The organism is Mycobacteroides franklinii, from assembly GCF_001853795.1.
Taxonomy (GTDB): domain Bacteria; phylum Actinomycetota; class Actinomycetes; order Mycobacteriales; family Mycobacteriaceae; genus Mycobacterium; species Mycobacterium franklinii.
Genome location: NZ_MLIK01000004.1, coordinates 1,017,294 through 1,036,830 on the forward strand (window position 1 = coordinate 1,017,294; position 19,537 = coordinate 1,036,830).

The 19,537-nt window shown below is 65.6% G+C and carries 18 protein-coding genes; 8 read left to right on the forward strand and 10 right to left on the reverse strand.

Features of this window, described 5'->3' with window-relative positions; genetic code table 11:
* Positions 1-6 precede the first annotated feature (6 nt).
* Complete coding sequence (locus BKG76_RS05500) at positions 7-840, forward strand: class I SAM-dependent methyltransferase (protein ID WP_070936553.1); 834 nt, start codon at positions 7-9, stop codon at positions 838-840.
* A gap of 3 nt (positions 841-843) precedes the next feature.
* On the opposite strand, the gene BKG76_RS05505 is transcribed toward BKG76_RS05500, so the two are convergent.
* Positions 844-3,237 (reverse strand): cation-translocating P-type ATPase, encoded by a 2,394-nt coding sequence (locus BKG76_RS05505; protein ID WP_070936554.1) that lies wholly within the window; start codon positions 3,235-3,237, stop codon positions 844-846.
* A 126-nt stretch (positions 3,238-3,363) separates the two neighbouring features.
* On the opposite strand from BKG76_RS05505, the gene BKG76_RS05510 reads away from it, so the two are divergent.
* The gene (locus BKG76_RS05510) at positions 3,364-4,041 is read left to right on the forward strand and encodes a class I SAM-dependent methyltransferase (protein ID WP_070936555.1); all 678 of its coding nucleotides are present in this window, start codon (positions 3,364-3,366) and stop codon (positions 4,039-4,041) included.
* On the opposite strand, the gene BKG76_RS05515 is transcribed toward BKG76_RS05510, so the two are convergent.
* Both BKG76_RS05515 and BKG76_RS05520 read right to left on the reverse strand, forming a co-directional pair.
* On the reverse strand, positions 4,038-5,150 hold the full coding sequence (locus BKG76_RS05515) for an MBL fold metallo-hydrolase (RefSeq protein ID WP_070936556.1): 1,113 nt from the start codon (positions 5,148-5,150) through the stop codon (positions 4,038-4,040). The genes BKG76_RS05510 and BKG76_RS05515 overlap by 4 nt on opposite strands.
* Positions 5,151-5,152: 2 nt before the next feature.
* On the reverse strand, positions 5,153-5,884 hold the full coding sequence (locus BKG76_RS05520; RefSeq protein ID WP_070936897.1) for an enoyl-CoA hydratase: 732 nt from the start codon (positions 5,882-5,884) through the stop codon (positions 5,153-5,155).
* A 15-nt stretch (positions 5,885-5,899) separates the two neighbouring features.
* Between BKG76_RS05520 and BKG76_RS05525 the strand changes: the two genes are divergently transcribed.
* The gene (locus BKG76_RS05525; protein ID WP_070936557.1) at positions 5,900-6,997 is read left to right on the forward strand and encodes an NAD(P)-binding domain-containing protein; all 1,098 of its coding nucleotides are present in this window, start codon (positions 5,900-5,902) and stop codon (positions 6,995-6,997) included.
* 6 nt (positions 6,998-7,003) lie between these two features.
* Here BKG76_RS05525 and BKG76_RS05530 read toward each other — a convergent pair whose 3' ends face one another.
* Complete coding sequence (locus BKG76_RS05530) at positions 7,004-7,564, reverse strand: hypothetical protein (RefSeq protein WP_109420629.1); 561 nt, start codon at positions 7,562-7,564, stop codon at positions 7,004-7,006.
* Between the two features lie 319 nt (positions 7,565-7,883).
* Here BKG76_RS05530 and BKG76_RS05535 point away from each other — a divergent pair, with 319 nt between their 5' ends.
* Together BKG76_RS05535 and BKG76_RS05540 are read left to right on the forward strand one after the other, a co-directional pair.
* Entirely contained in the window at positions 7,884-8,594 is a 711-nt protein-coding gene (locus tag BKG76_RS05535; protein ID WP_070936559.1) for a response regulator transcription factor, read from the forward strand.
* A 105-nt stretch (positions 8,595-8,699) separates the two neighbouring features.
* Positions 8,700-10,013 carry a sensor histidine kinase gene (locus BKG76_RS05540; RefSeq protein WP_070936898.1) on the forward strand — a complete coding sequence of 438 codons (1,314 nt, stop codon included), beginning with the start codon at positions 8,700-8,702 and terminating at the stop codon, positions 10,011-10,013.
* Between the two features lie 13 nt (positions 10,014-10,026).
* Here the strand turns inward: BKG76_RS05540 and BKG76_RS05545 are convergent, their stop codons facing one another.
* The 4 genes from BKG76_RS05545 to BKG76_RS05560 are packed head-to-tail and all read right to left on the reverse strand — an operon-like array spanning position 10,027 to position 13,044.
* Positions 10,027-10,386 carry an FKBP-type peptidyl-prolyl cis-trans isomerase gene (locus tag BKG76_RS05545; protein WP_070936560.1) on the reverse strand — a complete coding sequence of 120 codons (360 nt, stop codon included), beginning with the start codon at positions 10,384-10,386 and terminating at the stop codon, positions 10,027-10,029.
* Entirely contained in the window at positions 10,383-11,204 is an 822-nt protein-coding gene (locus BKG76_RS05550; RefSeq protein ID WP_070936561.1) for a GntR family transcriptional regulator, read from the reverse strand. Before BKG76_RS05550 ends, BKG76_RS05545 begins: the two co-directional genes overlap by 4 nt.
* Before the next feature lie 25 nt (positions 11,205-11,229).
* A complete protein-coding gene (fabG, locus tag BKG76_RS05555) occupies positions 11,230-12,006 on the reverse strand; it encodes a 3-oxoacyl-ACP reductase FabG (RefSeq protein WP_070936562.1) in 777 nt (258 codons plus the stop codon).
* A gap of 21 nt (positions 12,007-12,027) precedes the next feature.
* On the reverse strand, positions 12,028-13,044 hold the full coding sequence (locus tag BKG76_RS05560; RefSeq protein ID WP_070936563.1) for a phosphotransferase enzyme family protein: 1,017 nt from the start codon (positions 13,042-13,044) through the stop codon (positions 12,028-12,030).
* A gap of 256 nt (positions 13,045-13,300) precedes the next feature.
* Here BKG76_RS05560 and BKG76_RS05565 point away from each other — a divergent pair, with 256 nt between their 5' ends.
* Genes BKG76_RS05565 through BKG76_RS05575 form a run of 3 tightly spaced genes read left to right on the forward strand, consistent with a single transcriptional unit; the run spans position 13,301 to position 17,675 of the window.
* Positions 13,301-14,863, forward strand: a complete 1,563-nt coding sequence (locus BKG76_RS05565) for an APC family permease (RefSeq protein WP_070936564.1) — start codon at positions 13,301-13,303, stop codon at positions 14,861-14,863.
* Entirely contained in the window at positions 14,860-16,179 is a 1,320-nt protein-coding gene (locus BKG76_RS05570; protein ID WP_070936565.1) for an aspartate aminotransferase family protein, read from the forward strand. The genes BKG76_RS05565 and BKG76_RS05570 overlap by 4 nt, the downstream gene beginning before the upstream one ends.
* 26 nt (positions 16,180-16,205) lie before the next feature.
* Positions 16,206-17,675, forward strand: a complete 1,470-nt coding sequence (locus BKG76_RS05575) for a phytoene desaturase family protein (RefSeq protein WP_070936566.1) — start codon at positions 16,206-16,208, stop codon at positions 17,673-17,675.
* 7 nt (positions 17,676-17,682) lie between these two features.
* Here BKG76_RS05575 and BKG76_RS05580 read toward each other — a convergent pair whose 3' ends face one another.
* Positions 17,683-18,069, reverse strand: a complete 387-nt coding sequence (locus BKG76_RS05580; protein ID WP_070936899.1) for a MarR family winged helix-turn-helix transcriptional regulator — start codon at positions 18,067-18,069, stop codon at positions 17,683-17,685.
* Positions 18,070-18,097: 28 nt separating this feature from the next.
* A complete protein-coding gene (locus BKG76_RS05585) occupies positions 18,098-19,510 on the reverse strand; it encodes a DHA2 family efflux MFS transporter permease subunit (protein WP_070936567.1) in 1,413 nt (470 codons plus the stop codon).
* Positions 19,511-19,537: the final 27 nt, after the last annotated feature.

A 19,537-nucleotide genomic window follows, 5' to 3' on the forward strand; every position in this document is an offset into this window, starting at 1 on the left:
CGGCGTATGTTGGGTCGAGTGACGGACCCAGTGAAAATCACGCTGACCGGCGCCCCGGAGACGATGCTGGCCACCTTGTACGGCCGGGCGCAGGACGCCAAATCCCCCAATTCGGTTCTTCATGACCACTACGCAGCCAAGGCCGTTGCCCGCATCGACTACGACTTCTCCAAAACCAAGATCAAAGGCACCCAGGCGATCGGTGTGGCATTACGTGCCCGCCAACTCGACGACTGGACCTCGGATTTTCTCGCCGCTCATCGCGAGGCGACGGTGCTGCACCTGGCCTGCGGACTGGACACCCGCGTCTTCCGGATCAACCCACCCGACACGGTGCGCTGGATCGATGTCGACTACCCCGATGTGATCGCGCTGCGGCGCGCGCTGCTCCCCGATCGCGATGGCGACTATCGGATGATCGGAAGCTCGGTCACCGACGACGCATGGCTGGAAACCATCCCGGCCGATCGTCCCACGCTGGCGGTGTTCGAGGGCTTGACGATGTACCTGACCGAGGCCGAGGGACAGTCCCTGATCCGGCGCATCACCGGCCGGTTCCCCAGCGGGCAATTGGCCTTCGACTGCTATGGCAGCATCGGGATCAAGCTGCAGAAGCTGGTGCCGGCGGTACGCAACGCGGGGGCCACCTTGCATTGGGGTATCGACGACCCCGGGCAGATCGAGACTCTGCACCCCGGCCTGCGCTGCATCAACGACCTGCGGAGCACCGATGTGGCAGGCGAGGAGCACCTGCCGCTGTCGGGCCGCATCCAGATGAGGGCCATCTCCCACATCCCCGCCCTGCGCGATATCGGCAGGATCATGCGGTTCAGCTTCTAGAAATCAGTCGTCTTCGGTGGCCCAGAAGTGGCGGGGCCGACCAGACCACTTGCCCTGCAGCCACCACAACGCCTCGATCACCGCGGCCGCCGCGATACCGATGCCCAGTGCGGGACCGGTGACCGCCAGATTGCTGGGGTCGAGCATGAAGGCCTTCCGCGCCAACGGAATCGCGAAGATCACCGCATAGCCCAGACCCGAGAGCGCCACCAACACCACCCGCCACCACTGGTACGGACGGGCCACCACCGCGAGCACCCACACCGCCGCCACCAGCTCGGTGAGCAGCGCTGCGGTGGAGGCCTGCGTGCTGTTGCCGGTGACGTGCAGGATGTGGCGTGCCAACAGGTACGACAGGAAGGTCGCGATGCCCACCGTGAGACCCGACGGGATCGCCGACAACATCACGCGGCGCACGAATCCTGTCTGCGCACGTTCGTTGTTCGGCGCCAACGACAGGATGAACGCCGGGATGCCGATGGTGAACCACGCCGCGATGGTGACGTGGATCGGCTGGAACGGGAACGGCACCGCACCGTAGTGGAAGATCTTCGAGCCCAGCCCCGCGAGCCCCACCGTCAGCGCCAGCAGTACCGAGTACACCGTCTTGGTGAGGAACAGGTTGGAGACCCGTTCGATGTTTCCGATGACGCGCCGCCCCTCGGCGACGACGTAGGGCAGTGTGGCGAACTTGTTGTCCAACAACACAATCTGAGCCACTGCGCGCGAAGCCGAGCTGCCCGCACCCATCGCCACGCCGATATCGGCGTCCTTGAGCGCCAGCACATCGTTGACGCCATCACCGGTCATCGCGACGGTATGGCCATGCGATTGCAGAGCCTTGACCATCGCCCGCTTTTGGTCGGGACGCACCCGGCCAAAGGTGGTCGCATCGGCCAGCGTGTCGGCCAGCTTGTCGGTATCGGTGGGCAGGGTGCGCGCGTCCACGGCGGCGCCGGAGAGCCCCAGTGTCTGGGCCACCGCACTCACCGACACCGCATTGTCACCCGAGATCACCTTGATCGAGACATGCTGGGAAGCAAAGTAATCCAACGTCTCGCGGGCATCGGGGCGAATCTTCTGCTCCAGCACCACCAACGCGCGCGGCGTCACCGCTCCGGGCGCGTGGGGGTCGTCAACCGGTAGCTCCGCCGCGGCCAACAGCAGTACCCGCAGACCCCGGGACCCGATCTCCTCGGCGGTGGTGGCGATGGGGTCGGCGGGGTCCAGAAGCACATCGGGCGCTCCGATCACCCAGTTGCCGTGTTCCCCGTACGAGGCGCCGCTCCACTTCTTGGCCGACGAAAACGGCGCGATCGCAGTCGTTTTCCAACCTGGTGGGGTGTCATACGCCTCCGCGATGGCGGCAATGCTCGCATTGGGGCGCGGGTCATCGGCCGCGAGCTGAGCCAGCACCGCCAGTGCGTCCTCGTCGTCACCGCCGCCGGCGATGCGCACATCCGAGAGCCGCATCCCGTTCTCGGTGAGGGTCCCGGTCTTGTCGGCACACACCGTGTCGACCCGGGCCAGCCCCTCGATCGCGGGCAGCTCCTGCACCAGGCATTGGCGCCGCCCGAGCCGAATCACACCGACCGCAAAGGCGATTGACGTCATCAGCACCAAGCCCTCGGGCACCATCGGGACCAGGGCGCCCACCATGCGCAGCACCGACTCCTGCCAGCTCTCGTCGGTGGTGAACAGCTGGGTGTAGATGATCAGCGCGCCCGCGGGCAGCAGCAGGTACGTGATGAACTGCAGGATCCTGTTGATGCCGTTGCGCAGCTCCGAGTGCACCAGGGTGAACTTGGAGGCCTCCTCGGCGAGCTTGGCCGCATAGGCCTCCCGCCCCACCTTGGTGGCGCGGTACGCACCACTTCCGGCCACCACGAAGCTGCCCGAAAGCACCTGGGAACCAATGGTCTTGTCGATGGCGTCGGCCTCACCGGTGAGCAGTGACTCATCGATCTCGAGTGCGGCCTCCTCGATGACCTCGCCGTCCACCACAATCTGGTCGCCCGGCCCGAGCTCGATGATGTCGTCGAGAACCACATCGTTGGGGGCCAGGGCCGTCGCCACACCATCGCGCCGCACCAGGGGCCGGGTCTGACCGACAATCGCGAGCTTGTCGAGTGTCCGTTTGGCGCGCAGTTCCTGAATGATGCCGACGGCACTGTTGGCGACGATCAACAGACCAAACGCGCCGTTGATGATCGAACCGGTCGACAGCACGATGATGAGCAGCACCCCAAGAATCGCGTTGATTCGGGTGAACACGTTGGCCCGCACGATGTCCGATACGCTGCGTGCCGCGCGGGACGGGACGTCGTTGGTCTTCCCCTGCGCTACGCGCTCAGCGACCTCGGCGGCTGTCAGGCCCTCGGATGTCACTTCCTCCATCGTTGCCACCCCTGCACAGTAGCGACCGGTGACCGCCGGCCATGGTCACCGAGTGGCAACACCGCACAATTATTTGACCCGATGGTCACGTCCCGTTCCCTTCGAACGCGGGTAATGTCAGTTGGTATGACATCGCATGAACTCCCGGATTGGGACGCCACCTATCAAGGCAAAGGCGAGCTCTTCCAGGGCGAACCGCCCTGGAACATCGGCGAGCCCCAGCCCGAACTCGCCGCGCTGATCGACGCCGACAAGTTCCATGGCACGGTCCTCGACGTCGGCTGCGGGCATGCCGAAACCTCGCTGCGGCTGGCGGCGCTGGGGCACACCACCGTCGGGCTCGACCTGTCCCCCACCGCCATCGAGGCCGCCCGCGCCGCGGCAGCCGAGCGCGGACTGACCAACGCCAGCTTCGAGGTCGCCGATATCACCGACTTCTCCGGCTACGACGGGCGCTTCAACACCATCGTCGACAGCACGTTGTTCCACTCGATCCCCGTCGAGGCCCGCGAGGCCTATCTGCAGTCGATCTCACGCGCGGCCGCCCCGGATGCGTCCTACTACGTGTTGGTCTTCGCGGTCGGCGCCTTCCCCCCGGGCATCGGCCCCAACGCCGTCACCGAAGACGAGTTGCGCGCGGCGGTCGAACCCTACTGGGTGATCGACGACCTGAGCCCCGCGTTCATCCACTCCAACATCCCTGAGGTGATACCGGGCGCCAACTTCGAGATGCCGGCGTTCCACAAGGACGAGAAGGGCCGCAACAAGCAGCCCGCGTTCCTGCTCCAAGCACACAAGCCTTAGGTAAGACGCCACCAGCCGTCGGGGGCGGCGGGCTGCCGAACATCGGTCCGCTGCCCGGGCTTGGGCACCATCACCGTCACACCCTGCTCGTCGGCGGCGCTGAGGGCCCGCTCGATCGGTTCGGCCCACGGGTGCAGGGCCAGATTGAATGTCGCCCAATGGATGGGCAGCAGCGGAGCCGATTTATCCGACGCCAGACTGTTCAAGTCCGTGTGCGACTGGACGGCTTCCTCGGGATTCATGTGGATGTCGGGCCATTGGGTGTTGTACGCCCCGACCGGCAACAAGGTCAGATCAAAAGGCCCATAGGTGTCGCCAATAACCTTGAACGCCTTGGTATATCCGGTGTCGCCACCGAAGAAAACCTTGTGCTGGGGCCCGGCGATCACCCAGGACGCCCACAGTGTGGTGTTGCGGGTCAGCGATCTGCCCGAAAAGTGACGGGCCTGGGTGCAGGTGAGGGTCAGCTTTCCGAGCTGATGGCTTTGGTCCCAGTCAAGCTCGATAACCCGCGCCGGTGACACACCCCAACCGCGCAGGTGCGCGCCGACACCCAGCGGCACCACAAACACCGCGTTCTGGCTCCGGGTCAAGGCGATGATCGAATCCATGTCCAGGTGGTCGTAGTGGTCGTGACTGATGACCACCGCATCCAGCGCAGGCAGCGTCGACAACTCCACCGGCACCGGATGCTGGCGGTGCGGGCCCACCACCCGTGAGGGCGAGCATCTGTCGCTCCAGACCGGATCGGTGAGCACGCGGTACCCGTCGACCTCGACGAGCACGCTGGAATGCCCAAACCAGGTGACCGCCAAATCAGCTGGCGGACCGGCAAGTTCGGGAACCTCCAGCGGAACTTCGCCCTGTGGGCCACCCGCCGACTGGCGGGTGAGCAATCCGCGCAGCAGTGAGGTCGGGTCCGCGTCGGGAACGAATTGCCGCGCCGGTTCGGCGTTATGGAACGTGCCGCCCCGGTATTGCGGAGATCCCTCGGCGACCTCGGCGATGCGCTCCTTGCTGGCACCCAGCGTCTGCGGGACGTCACGCAGGACGCGCCCGATCCACGTCGACGCGATCGCCGCGCCGGCACCAACCCAGAGCGCCCGCATGCTCAGGCTCCCTGGAAGTTCGGGGGACGCTTCTGGATTCGCGCGACCTGAGCCTCGATGATGTCTTGGCTGCTCCACGCCTTGTCGAACAGCACCTTATGCTCGGGCAGCTGATCCTCGAACGCACCGTCGTCATTGAGCACGCGCTTGGCATGCTTGAGGGCCAACGGCGCGAACCCGGCCAGTTCGGCAGCCCAGGCCTGCGCGTCGGCGAGTTCTCCGATGCGGTTGGCCATGCCGGTTTGGAAGGCGGCCTGCGCGTCGAGCGGCTCGGCAGCCAGCAGCATGCCACGTGCGCGCCCGTACCCGACCAATGAGGAAAGCCGGCGAATGCTCCAGTTGTCCAGGGCAATACCGTATTTGGCGACCGGAAATTGGAAGCGTGCGGTCTCGGAGACCACGCGCAAGTCGGCGACCATCGCCAACATGACGCCCGCGCCGATCGCGGGACCGTTGACGGCGGCGATCACCGGGATGTCGGCGGCGTCGATGCTCTTGATCGAGTGCTGCCAGGCATCTGCGAACTTGTCGGGGTCAGGAGCACCGCTGGACAGGTCGGCACCGGCGCAGAACGAACTGCCCTGCCCGGTGACGACGATGGCGCGTGCGGTTTCCGCGGCCTTCCTGACCGCCTCGGCAAAGGCGAGCGCAAGCTCATAGGTCACCGCGTTGCGCCGTTCCGGGCGCTGCAGCTCAATGGTGGTGACGGGACCGTCGCTAGTTACACCGATCATGGCGACCACCCTAATATGGCGCCCATGACTACCGTCGCCGTGATTGGTGGCGGGCAGGCCGGGATCGCGGCGGGATACTTCCTACGGCGGCGCGGTCTGGAGCCGCTGAGCCCGCGGCACCCCGCCGATACACCCGGCCACGGATTCGTCATCCTGGATCATTCCCCCAGCCCGGGCGGGGCGTGGCAGTTCCGCTGGCCCACGTTGACCCTCGACAACACCAACCGCATCTATCAGCTGCCCGGGCTGCCCTTCGACGAGACGGGCACCATCAAGGCCGCAACCGCCATGCCCCGGTACTTCGGCGAGTACGAGCAGCGCTATGCCCTCGATGTGCGCCGGCCCGTGCACGTACAGGCGGTGCGGCCCGCGACGGGCGGGTTCTCCCTCCACACCTCCGCGGGCGAGTTCACGGTCGACGGACTGATCAACGCGACGGGCACCTGGGACAAGCCGTTCGTGCCGTTCGTGCCCGGTGCCGGCACCTTCCGGGGACGTCAACTGCACACCCACGACTACCAGCGTCCCGAGGAATTCGCCGGCCGGCACGTGCTCGTGGTGGGTGGCGGGATCTCGGCCGTGCAGCTGCTCATCGAGATCGCCGGAATCGCGTCCGTCACGACCTCCTGGGTCACTCGGCGCGAGCCGGTGTTCGTCACAGATCTCACCGTCGATCGGCTGCGGGCGGCGGTGGCGGGCGTCGACGAGCGATCGCGGCGGGGTGAACCGCAGCGGTCGGTGGTCTCGGCGACGGGGCTGCCGTGGACACCGGAAATCGCCGCGGCCGCACAGCGCGGGGTGCTGGCCCGGCGCCCCATGTTCAGCCGGATCACCCCGACCGGGGTCGCCTGGCCCGACGGCAGCTCCATGGATGTCGACGTGATCCTGTGGTGCACCGGGTTTCGGCACGCGCTGGATCACCTGGCGCCGCTGCACCTGCGTAACGGTCGGGGCGGCATCACCATGACCGGCCGGCTGCTCACGCAGGTCGCGGGGCAACCCGCCATCCATCTGCTGGGATACGGCTCATCGGCAAGCACCATCGGCGCCAACCGGGCATCCCGTGCCGCCGTCGTCGAGCTGATGAACTACCTGGACGAGCGCGCTTCCTAGGGCTTCCTAGAAGGAGGTGCTTCCCGAGGGCTGCAGCACGAAGCCGTGCTTCTGATCCCCCGTCGTCACCTGGCACGCGGTGACACTGCCCGCACCGACAGCACACGTGACGTTGCCGTACGTGAGCTTCTGCCCGACGTTGAGCTGCGGTGCCTCGGGTTTGGTGCCACAGGACCACGCGCCCTTGCTGATCTCGAAGGCGCCGTCACCCTTCTGTGCGACGGTGCCCATCGGACACGTGCCAACACCAGGGATGTTCACGCCGCCCAGTCCGGGCACATTCGCGCTCGCTCCACCGATACCGGGCACGTTCGGGGCGTTCGGAGCGTCTCCGGGAATCCCGGGAACCGCGCCATCGCAGCTGAGGCGTTGACGCGAGGTGGGCGTCATGTTCGGGGAGGCGCGGAACATGCAGCCGATCCCGTCGGGGGTGGAGAAGTGGATCGACCGGACCGAAGAGTTCTCGTTGGTGACGAAGAATCCGTCGGGCGGTACCACGGCGAAGCCGCTCAAATCGGGGAAGGCCGGATCGGCGTGCGCGACGGTCACACCGGCGAGACCACCCATGACCGCGGCCGATATCGCGACGCAACCTGCCATAACTCTGCCCATCCACATGAGATCCGATTGTACGGACGGCGTCCGGCACCGATTTCAAGCGTTGGGGACTTCCGCCGCCTGACGTGAATAAGAACGCACCGATACTGCCGCCCATGCACTCGCTGACCACCGCCGGCAGGACGGGGCTCACCGCCGGTAAGAGTGTCATCAGCTACCGCGCCGGGGGCGGCGAGGAAACAGGCTTCGTAGCGCCACCGCAAGGAAGTCGCGTCTGGCGCACCAAGCTGCGACGGCATCCCACCTCTGGGGACACTCATCGGGCAAGATGGCAGGCATGGTTGATGGCCAAGGCTCCCCGCGCGTACTGGTGGTGGACGACGACGCCGACGTGCTCGCCTCGCTGGAACGCGGCTTGCGCCTCTCCGGTTTCGAGGTGAACACCGCCAGCGACGGCGCCGAGGCGCTGCGCTGCGCCACCGAGCATCGTCCGGACGCGATCGTGCTCGATATCAACATGCCCGTACTCGACGGTGTCAGTGTGGTGACCGCACTGCGGGCCATGGACAACGACGTGCCGGTCTGCGTGCTGTCCGCGCGCACCTCCGTCGACGATCGCGTGGCCGGTTTGGAGGCCGGCGCCGACGACTACCTCACCAAGCCGTTCGTGCTCGCCGAGCTGGTGGCCCGGGTGAAGGCGCTGCTGCGCCGCCGCGGCGCGGTGGCCACCTCATCCACTGAAACCATCACCGTCGGTCCGCTTGAGGTTGAGATTCCGGGCAGGCGTGCCCGCATCAACGGTGTCGAGGTCGATCTCACCAAGCGCGAGTTCGATCTGCTGGCCGTGCTCGCCGAACACAAGACCGCGGTGTTGTCCCGGGCCCAGCTGCTCGAGCTGGTGTGGGGCTACGACTTCGCCGCCGACACCAACGTCGTCGACGTGTTCATCGGCTATCTGCGCCGCAAGCTGGAGACCAGTGGCGCGCCTCGCCTGCTGCATACCGTCCGCGGTGTCGGGTTCGTGCTGCGTTCGCAGTAACGACGGATGAGCAGCTTGCGCGAAAACCAACCAGTCATGGGCCGCCCCAGTAAGCACCGCAGCCAACGGATCACCGATCTGTCCTACCGGCTGCTGGAGAAGCCCATGCGGATCTTCTCGCTGCGCACCCTGGTCGCCATCGCCGCGCTGGGCGTGATGGTGCTTGTGGTCACGCTGGGCACCTGGGTGTGGCTGGGCGTCGAGGAAGACCAGTACAGCCAGCTGGATCGGCGGCTCGACTCGGTGTCCAGCCTCGGCGCCGTCTCGAACCTGCTGAATTCGGTGATCAGCTCCGATCAGAAGCTCGACAGCCCCGACGGTTTGGTGCTTACCGCGCGCGTCGCCGGAATCACCAAATCCATCCCGACCGATACCGAGCTTCCGCTCCTGGAACCCGGTTACGCCAACACCAAGATCAACGGCGTCGAGTACCGCGTCCGGTCATTCGTCGCCCCGGGCAACATCCCCGTTGCCGTCGGCGCCCCCGTCGCCGAGACGCAGCGGCAGATCGACCGGTATCACCTGCGCATCTTGGCGATCTGCGGCGGCGTGCTGGTCGGCACCGTGATCGTCGGCTGGGTGATCTCGCTTATCGTGGTGAGCCCGTTCCGGCTGCTGGCGCAGCAGGCCCGCCTGATCAACGCGCAATCCAACCCCGATGACGTGAACGTCCGTGGTGTGCGTGAGGCGGTCGAGATCTCCGAGGCCGTCGAGGGAATGCTCGAACGCATCAACACCGAGCAGGAAAAGACCAAGGCCGCACTGGAATCCGCGCGTGATTTCGCGGCCGTCGCCTCACACGAACTGCGGACCCCGCTCACCGCGATGCGAACCAACCTCGAGGTGCTGTCCACCCTCAATCTCAGCGCCGATCAACGCACCGAGATCCTCGACGAGACCATCCGCACCCAAAGCCGGGTCGAGGCAACACTTTCCGCGCTGGAACGGCTGGCACAGGGCCAGCTCACCACCGAGGACGACCACGTGCCCGTTGATATCACCGAGCTGCTGGACCGCGCCGCCCACGACGCGGATCGCAGCTACCCGAATCTCGAGATTTCCCTAGTGCCGTCGTCCACGATCCTGATGCTCGGGTTGCCCGCCGGGCTACGGCTGGTGATCGACAACGCGATCAAGAACGCCGTGAAACACGGCGGCGCGAACAAGATTCAGCTCTCGGCCACCAGCACCGTGCACGGGGTGGAAATCGCGGTAGACGACGACGGCAGCGGCATCCCCGAGGCCGAGCGTGTCCAGGTGTTCGAGCGCTTCTCACGCGGCTCCACCGCCTCGCACTCCGGCTCCGGCCTGGGGCTGGCGCTGGTGGCACAGCAGGCCGAACTCCACGGTGGCACTGCCGCTTTGGAGTCCAGCCCGTTGGGAGGCGCAAGACTGGTGCTGCGCCTCCCCGGGCATTGATCCTGGCGAAGCCCTAGCGAGCGCCCAGCAGGTCGATCACGAACACCAGCGTCTTGCCCGACAGCTGGTGTCCGGCACCGGCCTCGCCATAGGCCTGCGCCGGCGGCACAGTGAGCTGACGACGTCCGCCGACCTTCATGCCGGGAATACCGTCCTGCCAGCCCTGGATGAGCGCCTGGAGCGGGAACTCGATGGACTCACCGCGGTTCCACGAGCTGTCGAACTCCTCGCCGCTCTCGAATTCGACACCGACGTAGTGCACGTCGACGACCGATCCGGGTGTGGCCTCGGCGCCGTCGCCGACGGTGATGTCCTTGATGACCAGTTCGGTGGGCGCTGGACCGGGCTGGAAATCGATCTCTGGTTTCGTCATGCCAGCAGCGTATCGTCCGGCCGCCGGTGAGCCGCCAGCCTGCTCACCACACGTTCGACCTTGCCATCCACACCACGGGTTTCCTGCGCCACGGCCGATGTCATGGTGGCAGTCAGACGTACCCGATCAGCCCGGAACAGGTCGTAGCTGTATTCGAAAGGCCTGCCGTCGGTGTTGCGGGTCACCCGGGTGATCGCCAACAGGGGCCTGCGATGAGGCACGTCGAGCCATTCGGCCTCGCGTGGATTGGCACTCACCACTTCGATCGTCTCGGTCGAGGAGTCCGCCGTCAATCCGTAGCGCACCTGGCACAGCTCGTACAGGGATCCGCCGAGTGGTTGCTCCAGCAAGTCGGGCACCAGCTCGGCGGCAAAACACGCGGTATCGACCGAGAGCGGCACTCCGTCCGCATAACGAAGCCGCCGCACATCGAAAACTTCTGCCTCATCGCCGATTTCAAGAGCAGACCGCTCGGCCGCGGTGGCAGGTCGCCGGGAGGTACCGAGCACCCGCGTGTCGCTGGTGTGGCCTCCGATGTGCAGCCTGGTCGGCAGGCCCACCAGCTCGGCGACATTGCGTTGCACCACATCTGCCCGCACGAAGGTGCCCCCGCCACGACCGGTTTGACGCTCCAGGATGCCGGCCCGACTCAACGGCACCAACGCACTGCGCACCGTCGCACGCGATACCGCGAACCGCTCGGCCATCTCGCGCTCGGACCCCAACCGCGAGCCCGGGTGCAGCGTGCCCTGGGCAAGCATCGACAGAATTCGACGCCGCACATCCTCGGCTACCGGGCCGCCCTCCGACTCCTCCATCTGCTCAGTATCGCCGCAAGCGCACCTACGGGTTAACCGCCTCCGGCGATTCGGGCAATACCTGCCCGCCGTCGACCACGATGGCCTGCCCGGTGATGTATGCGGCCTCATCGCTGGCCAGGAATGCCGCCAGGTGCCCGATATCAATGGGGCTGCCCAGCGTGCCCAGCGGAATCGAGCGCGCCATCCCCGCGATGTATTCCTCGCCCATATCCACCAGCCCCTCGGTGAGGATGTTGCCAGGCAGGATCGCATTCACTGTCACCCGCCGCGGCGCCAGTTCGATAGCGGCAGTCCGCATGAAACCCAACTGCGCGGCCTTCGACGCGCCATAGTGCGACCAACCCGGATAACCCGTGACGGGTCCGGTGATGGACGAGGTGAGCACGACGCGCCCCCTACCAGAGGCCGTCAACGCGTCCAGGCAGGCCTGCACCGCGTACACGGTGCCCTTGACATTGATATCGAGCACCTCGGAGAGCTGCTCGGGCGTCATCGAGTCCAACCGCGCCTCCGGGAAGATTCCCGCATTGGCACACAACACATCCAGGCCGCCGAACGCGTCGACGACGGTCCGCGCGGCATCCGCACACGAACCCGGGTCGGACACATCCATCCGAACACCCATGACGTTGCCGCTGCCGAGCTGATCCAATTCCGCTGCCACTGAACTGGTCTCATCGGAGGACCGGGCGGAAACCGCCACATTTGCCCCGGCCCGCGCGAACACCGTGGCGATACCGCGGCCGATACCCTTGCTCCCGCCGGTCACCAACACAGACCTGGTGGACAGATCAAACATCACATTCCCTCTCCTGCCGGCTCAGCCGACTCGACGTCCGAAAATTGCTTCCCGCAACCATGTTTGGTCGCCGAGATACCGTTCCGCCAGACGGGCGGTGCGCGCGCCGAACCCATCGCTGACCCTCATCGCCGCATCGGCATCGGCATGCGAGGCAATCCAGGCGGTGAGCATGACGCGGCGCAACATCACAAAAACCGGGATCATGCCCAGATGGTCGTCGGACAGCCGGCGCACTCGTTGATAACCGTCGAGCCAATCCGCGACGGCAGCCTCGGCCTCGGGGGTGTCTTCCACCCACGACACCACGGCGCCGAGATCGGCCATAAACCAGGACCACCCGCAGTCGTCGAAGTCGATGACCGTGATGTCCGATCCCGGGCGGCCCGGGTCGACCATCAGGTTGGACAGTCGCATGTCGGCGTGTATCAGCCCGAATCGATCTGGGGTGTAACCATATTCGTCGAGTCGTCGGCTGATGTCCCCCACCGCGGCGTCGACGGCTATGCGGTCCCGGTCAGTCATGCCGGGGGCCTGCCGCCAATCACCCCAACGCGCCTGCGGGCCGAACATCGAGTCCAGGTCCCACCGAAACCGGGTGAACTCTGCCGGCACACGCCAGCGCTGGGCATGGTCGTGCATGTGCGCGGTCAGTTGGCCGAGATTCCCGTATCCGACCACGCCGGACGTTTCCTCGGCGGTACAACCCGGGACATAACCCATGGCATCGACATGCAACGTGGCCCTATCGACGCGGACGGCGATCACATCCGATCCGTCCCCCGCCCGCACGAGTTCCGGCGTGACGACCGGAGTCTCGGTGCGCAGCGCGCGCATCCACGCCAACTCGGAGCGGATGGCGGGCAGCGAGTGGTACCCGGGCCGGTGCACCCGCAGCACCATGGGCCGCTGATCGTCCACCAGGTAGGTGGCGTTCTCGGAGAGACTCAACAGCCGCAGCGCCGTATCCGGATCGCGGCCGTAACTCGCGAGGGCGGCGTGCGCGAACGCGCTGTGGTTCGACGGTAATCCCGGCATGGGTCGAGTGTGCACCACAACGAGCCGCCAAGCGGACCAAATCGGACCATTTAATGTCCACGAACCGCAATCGACCCAGAACGAAACATCACCGAAACCAATCGAGGCGATTTCCCTGATTCCCTTTCAACCAGGGCACACGGCCAGGTATAAATGACCGCGTCGCACCAAAACAGCACCGTCGACCTGATCCCCAGGCTTCGCCGGTCGCGGAGAACCAAACAAAACCAGACCAAATACGGAGAAGGGATCTTCCGTGAGCGACACCATCGACCCACCCATCACCACCGCATCCGAGCCGGGCAACATGCAGCGGCTCAAACCCAATGCCGTCGGCCTCATCGGGGTGCTGTTCATGGCGGTCGCCACGGCCGCACCGATCACCGCGATGGTCGGCAATGTGCCCATGGCGGTGGGATTCGGCAACGGCGCGTATGCCCCCGCCGGGTATCTGGTGGCCACGATCGTGCTGACACTCTTCGCCATCGGCTACGCGGCGATGTCCAGACACATCGTCGCCACCGGCGCGTTCTACGGATACATATCGCACGGCCTGGGCCGCATCGTCGGTCTTGGCTCAGGATTCCTGATCACCTTGGCCTACATGGTTTTCGAGGCTTCCCTGGTGGGAATCTTCTCGTTCTTCGCCAACGACCTCTTCCACACCTTCTTCCACCAGGACGTTCCATGGATCGTCTTCGCGCTGGCCATGCTGGCCACCAACGCCGTGCTCACCTACTTCGATCTCAACCTGGCGGCGCGGGTACTGGGCGTCTTCCTGGTGACCGAAATTCTGATGCTGTCACTGTTGGCGCTCTCGGTGCTGTTCACCGGGGGTGGACCGCAGGGTTGGTCCTGGGGATCGCTCAACCCGCTCAACGGCTTTCACGATCTCAGCGGGGTAGTGCACGGCCCCGCCGGTCCCCTCGCGGTCGCGGGTTCGGCCGGCGTCGGACTCTTCTTCGCATTCTGGTCCTGGGTCGGATTCGAATCCAGCGCCATGTACGCCGAGGAATCCAAGAACCCCAAAAAGATCATCCCCATCGCGATCGTGACCTCGGTTGTCGGCGTGGGCCTCTTCTACGTCCTGGTCTCCTGGCTCGCCATCGTGGGTACCGGACCCGACAATGCCGTGGCGCTGGCACAAGATTCGTCGACTGCCGGTGACATCTTCTTCGGTCCGGTCCGAAGCCACCTCGGGATATGGGCAGTCACCCTGTTCAAGGTGCTCCTGATGACGGGATCGTTCGCCTGCGGCATGGCCTTCCACAACTGCGCCGCGCGCTACCTGTACGCCATCGGGCGCGAAAACGTGATACCCGGGATGCGCCGGACCATCGGAGCCACCCATTCGTCCCATGGCTCACCACATGTGGCGGGCTTCGTCCAAACCGCCTTCGCCACAGTGGTTGTGCTCTTCTTCGCGCTGACCCACCGCGATCCGTACACCGGGCTGTATGGACTGATGGCGCTGCTGGGCACGACCGCGATCCTGATCGTCCAGGCACTCACCGCTTTCGCGGTGATCTCCTATTTCCACGTGCAGCGCAATCACCCCGAAACCGCACACTGGTTCCGCACACTGGTGGCACCGTTACTGGGCGGTCTGGGCATGGTCTACGTCGTCTACCTACTGGCCAAGCATGCCTCGTTCGCGGCCGGTACCGCAGCCAGTGACTGGATCTTCTCCTCGATTCCCTGGGTGGTCGGCGCCGCCGGAATCGGGGGTATCGCCCTGGCGCTCGCACTCAAGTACACCGCACCCGATCGCTACAACGACCTAGGCAGAACCGTGCTCGAGGAGGCACACGAACGATGAGCTTTTCCAACATCATGGATTCGAACAGTTACACAGGAGAACACGATGACCCGACCACCGACACACTGATCACGGCGCGCGAACGGGTACTCGGCCCCTCCTACCGGCTGTTCTACGAGCGGCCCGTACACCTGGTGCGCGGGCAGGGCAGCTATCTGTTCGATGCCGAAGGCAATCGCTACCTGGACGCCTACAACAACGTGGCGAGCGTGGGCCACTGCCATCCCCACGTCGTTGACGCGGTCACCCGGCAGATGTCCACCCTCAACACGCACACCCGGTATCTACACGAGGGCATTGTCGGCTACTCGGAACGTCTCCTTGCCACCATGCCCGACTCCATCGACCAGGTGATGTACGCATGCACCGGTTCCGAGGCCAACGACCTGGCGCTACGCGTGGCCCAGATGTACACGGGGCAAAAGGGAATCATCGTGACCAGCGATGCCTACCACGGGAACACCGCCGCGGTCACCGCCATCTCCCCCTCACTCGGCGGGAACTCGCTGGGCCCGCACGTACGTACCGTGCCTGCCCCCGACAGTTATCGCACTCCGCCTGGCCGGCTGGCGGATCGCTTCGCCGCCGAGGTATCGCGGGCCATCGACGAACTGTGCTCCGCGGGCTACGGATTCAGCTGCCTGGTAGTCGACACGATCTTCTCCTCGGACGGAATCTATCCCGACGCTTCGGTGCTGGAGCCGACAGCAGAGGTGGTGCGCAAGGCGGGCGGGGTACTGATCGCCGACGAGGTGCAGCCCGGGTTCGGCCGCACCGGCGATGCCATGTGGGGATTCCTGCGCCACGGCGTGGTGCCCGACATGGTCACCTTGGGTAAGCCGATGGCCAACGGCATTCCGGTTTCGGCGCTCGCGGCCACCTCCGAGGTCCTCACCGCGTTCTCGCAGGATGTGCCGTATTTCAACACCTTCGGGGGAAATCCCGTCTCCATGGCCGCGGCCTCGGCCGTCATGGATGTGATCGAGGATGAGAAGCTGCAGCTGCATGCCGCGGAAGCCGGCGCACTGCTGCGGACCGAGTTACGGTCGCTGGCCTCGCGCCACGTCAGGCTCGGCGATATCCGGGGTACCGGCCTGTACACCGGGGTGGAGGTCGTCGCCGACCCGGCCGCCCGCACCCCCGATCGAGCCGGTGCGCTAAACATCGTGAACGAGCTGCGGAACCGGCGGGTGCTGATATCGGTCTGCGGACAGGATGGAAATGTACTGAAAGTCCGCCCTCCGCTTGTATTCTCACGGTCGGACGTGGACTGGTTCTGCACCGAGCTCGACGACGTCCTGAAAGGCACCGACTGATCACGCGCAGGACGTACAGTCCTTCCATGGGCGTCACGCAATCTGATCGGTTTGACACGGTGATCGTCGGCGGAGGTCACAACGCGCTGACCGCCGCCGCATACCTGGCCCGCGCCGGCCAACGCGTGCTGTTGTTGGAGCGGCTCGATGTGCTGGGCGGTGCGGCGATATCTGCGCCCGCCTTCGAGGGCGTCGACGCGCGACTATCCAGATACTCGTATCTGGTGAGCCTGATGCCCCGGCAGATCATCGATGACCTGGGCCTGGAGATCCGGCTGGCACGGCGCAAGTACGCGTCCTACACACCGGATCCCGCCGACGGCGGACGGAGCGGATTTCTGGCCAGCACAGATGATTTCGCCGAGTTCGGGGCCCTGTGCGATTCGGTCACCCGGCCGATGTGGGATTCGATGCTGAAACCGCTGCGGCGGCGCAGCGATATCCGCGCCGGCGCCTGGGAGCAGCTGATTGAAGCGCCGATCGGCGAGGTGATCCGCGCTGCCACTCCCGATGATCTGCGGCGCGGGGTGCTGCTCACCGACGCGCTCATCGGAACCTTCGCGAGCGCCAACGACCCATCGCTGCAACAGAACATCTGCTTCCTGTATCACCAAATGAATCCCTGGGATGTCCCGATCGGCGGGATGGGCGCCGTGACCGGCTCGCTAGAAGCGTCCGCACGACGACACGGGGCCGAATTGCGCACCGGCGCAGAGGTTTTATCGATCTCCCTCGACGGCGAGGTGCGGTATGGCGCCAGCGGCGAGGAGCGCACTGTGGCAGGCGACCGCGTTCTCAGCGGTGTCAGCCCCACCGTGTTGGCCAACCTGCTTGGGGACACCCCACCCGCAGGACAACCGGGCGCGCAGGTCAAGGTGAACCTTCTACTGAAGCGGCTGCCCCGGCTGCGTGATGAAAATGTCACGCCCGAACAGGCTTTCGGCGGTACCTTCCACATCAACGAGACCTACACCCAGCTGGAAAACGCCTACCGGCAGGCATTCAGTGGGCAGATCCCTGATCCGCTGCCCTGCGAGATCTACTGCCATTCCTTGGCAGACCCGAGCATCCTGTCGCCGCAGCTGCGCGCATCCGGGGCACAGACGTTGACGGTCTTCGGCTTGCACACGCCGCACGGGCTCGATGCCACCGGCGAACAGCTCCAGGAGGCAGTGCTCGCATCGCTGAATTCCGTGCTGGCCGAACCCATCACCGACGTGGTGGCCACCGACGGACACGGTCGGCCGTGTATCGAGACCAAGACCACCACCGACCTGGAAAATGCCCTCGGGATGACCGCAGGCAACATCTTCCACGGCGGGCTGCAATGGCCGTTCGCCGAGGATGACGAGCCGTTGGAGACTGCCGCGCAGCGCTGGGGCGTGTCCACCGCACACGATCGAATTCTGCTGTGCGGCTCAGGTTCTCGCCGAGGCGGCGGGGTATCCGGGCTGGGTGGCTTGCATGCCGCCATGGCGGTGCTGGAGGCACGCTAGCCGCCCTTCAGGGACGCGCGCCGGTCGCCTTCTGCAGGATGACGTGCAGAGACCGCAGCTCCGTCTCGTCGAGCGTGGCCAGTGCGGCCGGCGCCGGGTCGTCGAGGTCGGCGATGACAGCCATGAGCTGCCGACCCTCGTCGGTCAACGACACCCGCTTGCACCGGCGGTTGTCCGGGTCGACGCGGCGCACCACCAACCCGCGCTGTTCCAGATCACTCACCGCCACCGTGGCCGCCGGGGCGTCCAGCGATGTGGCCTCGGCAATCCCCTTCATCGTCATGGACTGCCGGACAAGCCTTCTCAGAATGCGCACCCTGCTGAAGGGAAGTCCGGTCTCCTCGACCACCGTCCGTCGCCAGCTGTCCCGATTGTCGAGCACCAGGCTGGCCATGGAGCGCCACACCTCGTCCGCGAGCGGTCTATCCGACACGAGAAACCTCCCGCGTTGCGGTGCCCTCGATGAGCGGCGCGAGGCGTTGGGCGGACCGTACCGCGGCGGGCGAAGTGGACACCATACCCAGGGTAGCGATGAGCAGACCCAGCCCGGCGCACATGAACCAAAGCGCGGGCGCCCCGATCGAACCGCAGAGCGCCACACCGATACTCACCCCGATCTGGCGGCTCGTGGACGTGACCGCGGAGGCCGCGCCCGCACGGTCCAGCGGCATGCCGCTGACGGCGGCATTGGTGATCGGCGCATTCACCATGGCGAACCCGGCGCCGAAAATACCGAACGTCAACAGGAGCTGCCAGATGGGCGTGGTCACCGAGACTCGGGTCAGGAGCATCGACGCGGTGAAGAACAAGGTGCCCGCCACCAACAGTGAGGGCCGCGCGCCGAACCGGCCCACCAGGCGGCCGGAGATGGGTGAGAACACCAGTGCCCCAACGGCGATCGGGAGGTAGATCAATCCCGTGTGCATCGCGGAGAAGTGTCGCTGCCCCTGCAGGTACAGCGACATCGTGAACAGGAAAGCACTCCACGCCATGCACGCGCATATCGCCGTGAGAGTGGCCGAAGCGAACGGGATGCTCCGGAAGAAACGCAGGTCGATGAAGGGGTGCCGCCGCCGGGACTCGTATCTGAGGAACACCGCGAACGCCGACAGTGCGACCACCAAGACGGCGAGCAGGCGAGGCGTCGCCCATCCCAGCGACGGTCCTTCGATGAGGGCGAACACGATGCCGAACAGGAAGAGCACCGCCAGCGCCTGTCCCACCGGGTCGATGTCACGCATGGTGGCCGACTTGCTCTCCGGCACAAAGATCGCCGTCAGCGTGAAGGCGAGCACACACACCGGCAGATTGATCCAGAAGACGGCGCGCCAGCCCACCCATTCGATCAGCAGCCCACCGACTATCGGGCCCAACGCCATCGATATCCCGACGACGGCACCCCAAAAACCGAGTGCCCTGGCGCGTTCCACGCGGCCGGTAAACACCTGCGAAATAATCGATAGCGCAACCGGGTTTAGCATCGAGCCGCCCACCGCCTGCAGCAGGCGCGCGGCGATGAGCAACCCGACAGTGGGGGCCAGGCTGCAGAGCAGCGAGCCGATCGCGAAGATCGAAAGACCGATGTGGAAGACCTTCCGGCGCCCGAGCCGATCCCCCGCGGCGCCCGAGAGCATCAGCAGCGAGGCCAGGCCCAGGGTGTAAATGTCGATGACCCATTGCAGCTGCGAAGTGGTGGCACCGAAATCGGACCGAATGGTCGGCAGCGCCACGTTCACGATGGTGGAGTCCATCGACACGATGAGCAGACTCAGGCAGCAAGACCCCAAGATCACGATCTTGCGGCGCTCGCTCAATGCACCGACAGTCGCTTCCACACAATCATTGTGAAACTACAACTGTTA